Raw genomic sequence first — 7,054 nt, forward strand, 5'->3', positions numbered from 1 at the left:
TTAGCCTAGGCCGGTGCCCCGGCGTGCTAAACTCGTGGCCGTTTTACCTAATCGCTGCATTCTTCAGACGGAACACCCATGGCCAAACGCCAACTCAATCGTCGTCAAAACTGGCGCATCGAAAAGATTCAGGGCGAGCGCGCCGCACGCGCCGCCAAACGTGAGTCCTCGGCTGTCGAGGCGCTCGAAGGTGGCGACCTCGGCCCTGAGCAGCACGGTCTTGTGATCGCTCACTTCGGTGTGCAGGTCGAAGTCGAGGCCAAGGACGGCGAACTCGCCGGCCAGGTGTTCCGTTGCCACTTGCGCGCCAACCTGCCAGCGCTGGTGACCGGCGATCAGGTCGTCTGGCGTGCCGGCAACCAAGGCATCGGTGTGATCGTCGCGCAATTGCCGCGCACCACCGAGCTATGCCGTCCGGACAGTCGCGGCCAGCTCAAGCCTGTAGCGGCCAACGTCGACATGATCGTCATCGTCTTCGCCCCGCTGCCCGAGCCCCACGCCAACCTGATCGACCGCTATCTGGTCGCGGCCGAACACGCTGGCATCCGTCCGCTGTTGCTGCTGAACAAGTTCGACCTGATCGACGAGCAGAATGCCCCGGCACTCAACGCCCTGCTGGCGGTTTACCGCACGCTCGGTTATCCGGTACTGGAAGTGTCCGCGCACCACGGCGACGGCATGGAACAACTGCAAAAGCAGCTCGACGGGCGCATCAGCGTGTTCGTCGGCCAGTCCGGCGTCGGCAAGTCGTCGCTGGTCAACAGCTTGCTGCCTGAAGTTGAAACCCGTGTCGGGCCGTTGTCCGAGCTGTCCGGCCAAGGCACGCACACGACGACCACCGCGCGCCTGTTCCATTTTCCGGGCGGTGGTGAACTGATCGACTCCCCGGGCATCCGCGAATTTGGCCTGGGCCACGTCAGCCGCGCCGACGTCGAAGCCGGCTTCATCGAGTTCAACGACCTGCTCGGCACCTGCCGCTTCCGCGATTGCAAGCATGATCGTGAACCGGGTTGTGCACTGCTCAAGGCTCTGGAAGATGGCCGCGTGCAGCAACAACGAATGAACAGCTACCGCTCGATCATCGCCAGCCTGCCTGAAAACGGCTATTAAACAGGCGCACCGGCAGCCCTGAAACACAGGGCTGCCGGCTGTAGGATCACGCCTGACAAATCCTCAGAACGCCTAAACGTCAGACCTTTCTGTAGGGCTTTAGCACGCCTGTTTGCAGGACATTTCTCTTTTACCGCCAGCACCTTGTAGGCCTCACGCAGATGCCTACATTCAGTTCCTCCTTCGCACTGTCGCGACCTCCGAGGAACCCCATGCAAACCTATCATTTGTTCATCAGCCATTCGTGGAACTATTCCCACGCCCACGACAACCTCGTACGCCTGCTCAGCGCGCAACCCGGTTTCACCTTCAAGAATTTCTCCGTGCCACCGCACAACCCGATCATGGGCGCGCAAACCGACAAGCAACTGGAAGAGGCTATCGAGAACAAGATCCGCCCTTGCTCGGCAGTGCTGATCATGGCCGGCATGTACTCGACGTACAGCAAGTGGATCAACAAGGAAATCGAAATCGCCAAGCGCATGGGCAAAGTGATCATCGCGATCAAGCCGTTCGGGGCCGAGCGGATTTCCACCGTCGTACGCAACGCCGCTGATGCCGAGTGCGCGTGGAGCACCAAAAGCATCGTCGCCGCCATTCGCCTGCATACGGCGGTGTAATCATGCGCAAGGGACTGTTTATCGGCATCAACCACTACGCCCACGTCACGCCACTGAGCGGCTGCAACAACGATGCAATGGCCATGGCTTCGGTGCTGGAGCGTCACGCCAGCGGGCGCCCGAACTTCAGCAGCAAAGTGCTGACCTCATCCGAGGAGAACCTGACGCTCACGGCCATGAAACAGCACATTCAAAGTCTGTTCTCGGGCGACTGCGATGTGGCGCTGCTGTACTTTGCCGGCCACGGCCAGTTCGACACCAGCATCGACGAAGGGCTGCTGATTCCACAGGACTTCAAACACGGCGGGGAAGGCATTCGCATCAGCGACATTCTGGAGTGGGCGGACAAGGCCCCGCACATCAAGAACAAAATCATCATTCTCGATTGCTGTCAGGCAGGCGCAGCCGGCGCCATGCGCAATTTGCGCGGTGGCAGCAGTGTGATCGGCGAAGGCATGACCATTCTCACCGCGTGCAAAAAAGAACAGTCCGCCCTCGAAAGTCGCGGCCACGGCGTATTCACCGACCTGCTGTTACAGGCGCTGCACGGTGGCGCCGCGAACGTGCTCGGCAAGGTCACGCCGGGTAGCGTTTACTCGTTTGTCGACAATGCCTTGGGTGCCTGGGAGCAGCGCCCGGTGTTCAAGACCAACGTGTCGCAGTTCGTGCCGTTGCGCGAGGTAGCACCGCTGATTGCCGAACAAACCCTGCGCAAACTCAAGGACTGGTTCCCCGAGCCGAGTTTCGTCTTCAGGCTCGATCCCAGCTACGAGCCCACCGAAGCAACGTTCGACCCCGATCACGGCGCCGTCTTCAAGCAACTGCAAATGTGCAACCGCCACAGCCTGGTCGAACCGGTCGATGCCGAGCACATGTATTACGCCGCCCTCAACTCCACCGGTTGTCGCCTCACCGCCCTCGGCGCCTACTACCGCGAACTCGCCCTCAAAGGACACTTCTGATGCCCGTCTTCATCAGCTACCGCCACATGGATCGCGCCCACGCCATCGCCATCAACACCCGACTGATGCAGGCCAACATCAAAACCTACCTCGACGTACTGGATCCGGAATCCCAGACCACCGAAGACATCACCGGGGTCATCACCCGCAACATCACCGAATGCACGCACCTGTTGGCGGTGGTTTCGGAAAAAACCGCGCTGTCGTGGTGGGTGCCGTTTGAAATCGGTGAGGCGACGATCAGCAACCGGCGGATCTGTTCGTTCAAGACCGGGCCGACGGAATTGCCGTTGTACCTGGATAAGTGGCCGAAGCTGAGCACAGAGAGTGATCTGAATTTCTTTATCGATGCGTATCGTGAGGAAGTGTCGACCAAGCGCTCGATAATGCTGGATTCGAGCAACGAATCGTTCAGCGGCACCTATAAACGCAACGCCGAGATTTTCCATGAACAACTGAAAAACCGGATTCGGCGGGGGTTCTGACCGACGTAAAAAAGCCGCGACACCATCGCGGCTTTTTAACTTTCAAAGGCTGGGTGCGACTCTATCCAGCTTCCAGCCCAACGCATCCAGTGCGTCACAGCCGTTCTGAAGCAGGATATGCGCGGCGCTGGCGAAGTGTTCCAGATCATGACCTTCGGCATCGTTGACGCACAGGCAACTGACGCTGTTGAGCATCTTGCGCAGGATGTTCAAGCGATGCTTTGCGGTTTCGAGAAGGGCCGAGGCCTTGGCTTCGGTGTCGATGTAGAGCGTGGGGGTGGTGCTTATGTTGCCTTGCAGCGGACGATAAATAGCCATGGTCAAACTCCAATGGTTTATGGACATTCCATCTTGGTTCGACCGGCTAAGATCGGTCACTGGATTGAACAGTGACAGAAAGGACTATAGGCAGAGTCCGTGAGATTTAGAACCATTGCCCAGGAGTTTCAGAACGATCCTACAGCCAGTTCAGCCTCGCGTTTGGCGATGGCTGCTTCCAGCTCTGGAGAGCGTTTGGCCCATTGTTCAGGAGGGAGTGGTTTTGACCATTCGATGATGTCGGGATAGGGCAAATCGGGTGGCGGGTTCAACTTCCAACGCTCAAGCACATCGATCAGCAAAGTGTTGAAAATGAATATTCCGCAGAACCCCTCCCAGAGAACGGTTACGAACCAGCCTCTTAACTTCGCGGCTTTGATCAGATCATCCAGATAAGTCGCCCAGATTCCTTTTGACCTGTCGAAACGGGCGGTTTGATCCTCGACAGCCTCTGGCCCGATCTCCATATAACTGCGCATGCATTCCCACAGAGCCATCGCCGTGGTGCCACCGCCACAGTTGAAGCCCAGCGAAAAGTGCTTGTTGTCGTCCGTGGCTTGCGGGTCGGGGTTTTCGAAACCGATGACCAGTAGACCCATTGTGGCTTTGCCGGCCTGACTGACTGATGAATGCTGGGTGGCAGCCGCTGTAACAGTTTCCCAGGGGACAACCCAGTACTCGCCGTTGTCGCGGGGGACGCAGACTTCGCGGCGTTGGCGGTTGAAGCGTACGGGTAAGGGGACTTTTCGGAAGAGGCCTTGGATCAGAAACAGTGCTGGAACACCCGTGATTATTCCTCCACCGATGAGTGCAAAAGCACTTAGGTCTGGCGCAATGTTCCTAAACCCATAAGCCATAGCTAAAAACAACATCACTCCAGGCCAAAGCACCATCACCGCAGATCCGATGCTGTAATTACCAATATCGAGAAACACCTCGTTCTTGCGCCAGATGATGTTGAGCACATCAGAAGGTTTTCTACCGGTGGGAATAGGTAATGGCGCGAGATAGTCATTACGGGAGAACATCCTTTTTTCCGTTGTGCCTGCCGGTGGCGTACTCATCGCTTGTCCTTGGGTTGCAGGTAAATGGCGCCGGGATGATCCTCACCGAGCGGATAATTCGGTACACGATCAAGTTCAGGCGTTGGGTCGGCTCGCAGCGCTACGACACCCGTGGAGTTGTTCAAGGTAAAAGCCAAACCTCGCTCCCCGCCGATAAAACTTCGAGCGCCGAGTATCGCGATCAGTGGGGTGCGATAACGCAACCTTAGCGACAACGTGCTGGGTGGTGTGTTCAGCAAGTCTTTCACCTCTTTGAAAGGACCGCTTATACGTAGCCCCTGACCTTCCTCGAACGGTATCCACTGGCAACTGCTGTCGGACAACCAGAAGGGCGTCATATCGCGCCACGGCCTCGGCGCCTTGTAGCTATTGGTCGGGCTGTTCTTGATCAGATGCCGATAGACCTGAGCATCCGACCTCAAGCCAACTCGCTTTGAGCCTGCTTGGCCAGTTCAGCCTCGCGTTTGGCGATGGCTGCTTCCAGCTCTGGAGAGCCTTTGGCCCATTGTTCCGGCGGGAGTGGTTTTGACCATTCGATGATGTCGGGATAGGGCAAGTCGGGAGGCGGGTTCAACTTCCAACGCTCTAGCACATCGATCAGCAAAGTGTTGAATATGAATATTCCGCAGAACCCTTCCCAGAGAACGGTTACGAACCAGCCTCTTAACTTCGCTGCTTTGATCAGATCATCCAGATAAGTCGCCCAGATTCCTTTTGACCTGTCGAAACGGGCGGTTTGATCCTCTACAGCCTCTGGCCCGATCTCCATATAACTGCGCATGCATTCCCACAGAGCCATCGCCGTGGTGCCACCGCCACAGTTGAAGCCTAGTGAAAAGTGTTTGTTGTCTTCCGATGCGTGCGGGTCGGGGTTTTCGAAACCGATGACCAGAAGGCCCATCGTGGCTTTGCCGGCCTGACTGACTGATGAATGCTGGGTGGCGGCGGCTGTCACGGTTTCCCAAGGGACGATCCAATACTCGCCGTTTTCGCGAGGGACGCAGACTTCGCGGCGTTGGCGGTTGAAGCGTATGGGTAAGGGGACTTCGCGGAAGATGCCTTGAATCACAAATATTGAAGGGATGCCTATGATCAATAACGCCGCAATCCAGATCAGCCCGGGGTCTGGAGTGATGAAGCCCATAAATACAAATACCATCAGCGACGGCCACATCACCATGACCGTCGAACCGATGCTGTAGTTACCAATATCGAGAAACACCTCGTTCTTGCGCCAGATGGTGTTGAGCACATCACAAGGCTTTTCACCCGTGGGAATGGGTAATGGAGCCAGATAATCATTACGCGAGAAAATCCTTTTTTCCGTTGTGCCCGCCGCTGGCGTACTCATCGCTTGTCCTTGGGTTGCAGGTAAATGGCGCCGGGGTGATCCTCGCCGAGCGGATAATTCGGTACACGATCAAGTTCGGGCGTTGGATCGTCTCTCAGCGCTATGACACCCGAGTTGTTGTTCAAGGTAAAAGCTAAACCACGCTCCCCGCCGATAAAACTTCGTGCGCCCAGAATCCCGGTCAATGGCGTGCGATAACGCAACCTTAGCGACAACGTGCTGGGTGGTGTGCTCAGCAAGTCTTTCACCTCTTTGAAAGGACCGCTTATACGCAGGCCCTGACCCTCCTCGAACGGTATCCACTGGCAACTACTGTCGGACAACCAGACGGGCGTCATGTCACGCCATGGACGGGGAGGTTTGAAATTGCCGGTTCGACTGTTTTTGATCAAATGTCGGTTTTCGAGAGTATCTACCGGATCACCGACCATGCTCAGTTCCAGGTAGACACTGCCTGGCTCGGCGCCCGGCAAGTCGATGGTTACTGAATCAATAGCGCTGACGAAAGCCAGGCCGGAACGGCCATTATCAGGCGCCGGCTTGGAACTGCTTTGCATGGTGACCCGTGGCGTATAGAGGATGAGGTACAAACGGTCGAGTTCGTCCTGTTGGGCTTTGGGCGCAATAGGCTCCAAGTCGTTAGCTCGGGCCTTAGACCAACAGCAATTGTTCAGGAAGTTTTGCAGCGGTGTTTTCTCAAAAATCCAGGCAGTCAAGTACAGCACGCCAAGGCCCAGAATGATCCAGTTCAACGGCCCCATGTAGAGCGTGTAGCGCAAGATGGCGACTTCCGCAGTTATTGAACCTGCCAAGGCGCGGGCGGTGTAGCCAAACCCTAACATCGCTTGGGCGCCGAAGGCTGCTACCTGTCCTCCAACCGCGATTTGGCGCATCTGCAGCCATGGATCGACTTGGTTTTGGGAATTCTCGATCTGTATCTGCAAGGATTGGAATTCGTTTATTGCAGCACCAGTAGAAAGCGCACCAATCACCCCACCAAACAACGTAAGCGCCGGCGCCGCAGATGAACGAATAAAAAACCGATCCTTCCCCAACCCCATCCGCACCTGACTATCCACCACCGCCACCAACGCCGCCGCCCCATACAAACTCGCCGACACCGTGTCATTCACTCGCCGGGCAT

8 protein-coding genes and 1 pseudogene are annotated in these 7,054 nt (G+C 56.9%); 4 read left to right on the forward strand and 5 right to left on the reverse strand.

Annotated elements, in window-relative coordinates; all coding sequences use genetic code 11:
• Nucleotides 1-78: 78 nt before the first annotated feature.
• The 4 genes from rsgA (at nt 79) to ACIOWA_RS21660 (ending at nt 3,177) form a co-directional block, all read left to right on the forward strand.
• Nucleotides 79-1,110 carry a small ribosomal subunit biogenesis GTPase RsgA gene (gene rsgA, locus ACIOWA_RS21645; RefSeq protein ID WP_095187340.1) on the forward strand — a complete coding sequence of 344 codons (1,032 nt, stop codon included), beginning with the start codon at nt 79-81 and terminating at the stop codon, nt 1,108-1,110.
• A gap of 212 nt (nt 1,111-1,322) precedes the next feature.
• Nucleotides 1,323-1,730: a TIR domain-containing protein gene (locus tag ACIOWA_RS21650; protein ID WP_339433649.1), complete on the forward strand. Its 408-nt coding sequence runs from the start codon at nt 1,323-1,325 to the stop codon at nt 1,728-1,730.
• Between the two features lie 2 nt (nt 1,731-1,732).
• Nucleotides 1,733-2,692 (forward strand): caspase family protein, encoded by a 960-nt coding sequence (locus tag ACIOWA_RS21655; protein ID WP_339433648.1) that lies wholly within the window; start codon nt 1,733-1,735, stop codon nt 2,690-2,692.
• Nucleotides 2,692-3,177, forward strand: coding sequence for a toll/interleukin-1 receptor domain-containing protein (locus ACIOWA_RS21660; protein WP_401161840.1), 486 nt, complete (start codon nt 2,692-2,694; stop codon nt 3,175-3,177). Before ACIOWA_RS21655 ends, ACIOWA_RS21660 begins: the two co-directional genes overlap by 1 nt.
• Nucleotides 3,178-3,219: 42 nt before the next feature.
• Here the strand turns inward: ACIOWA_RS21660 and ACIOWA_RS21665 are convergent, their stop codons facing one another.
• The 5 genes and pseudogenes from ACIOWA_RS21665 to ACIOWA_RS21685 all read right to left on the reverse strand — a co-directional run.
• The gene (locus ACIOWA_RS21665) at nt 3,220-3,495 is read right to left on the reverse strand and encodes a hypothetical protein (protein ID WP_401161842.1); all 276 of its coding nucleotides are present in this window, start codon (nt 3,493-3,495) and stop codon (nt 3,220-3,222) included.
• Between the two features lie 128 nt (nt 3,496-3,623).
• Entirely contained in the window at nt 3,624-4,559 is a 936-nt protein-coding gene (locus ACIOWA_RS21670) for a hypothetical protein (protein ID WP_401161844.1), read from the reverse strand.
• The gene (locus tag ACIOWA_RS21675; protein ID WP_401161846.1) at nt 4,556-4,981 is read right to left on the reverse strand and encodes a hypothetical protein; all 426 of its coding nucleotides are present in this window, start codon (nt 4,979-4,981) and stop codon (nt 4,556-4,558) included. The genes ACIOWA_RS21670 and ACIOWA_RS21675 overlap by 4 nt, the downstream gene beginning before the upstream one ends.
• Entirely contained in the window at nt 4,978-5,910 is a 933-nt protein-coding gene (locus tag ACIOWA_RS21680; RefSeq protein WP_401161848.1) for a hypothetical protein, read from the reverse strand. Before ACIOWA_RS21680 ends, ACIOWA_RS21675 begins: the two co-directional genes overlap by 4 nt.
• A pseudogene (locus ACIOWA_RS21685) lies at nt 5,907-7,054 on the reverse strand (hypothetical protein); the annotation flags it as partial. The gene ACIOWA_RS21680 and the pseudogene ACIOWA_RS21685, both read right to left, overlap by 4 nt.

It is taken from the genome of Pseudomonas sp. NPDC087614, from assembly GCF_044743485.1.
Lineage (GTDB): Bacteria > Pseudomonadota > Gammaproteobacteria > Pseudomonadales > Pseudomonadaceae > Aquipseudomonas > Aquipseudomonas baetica_A.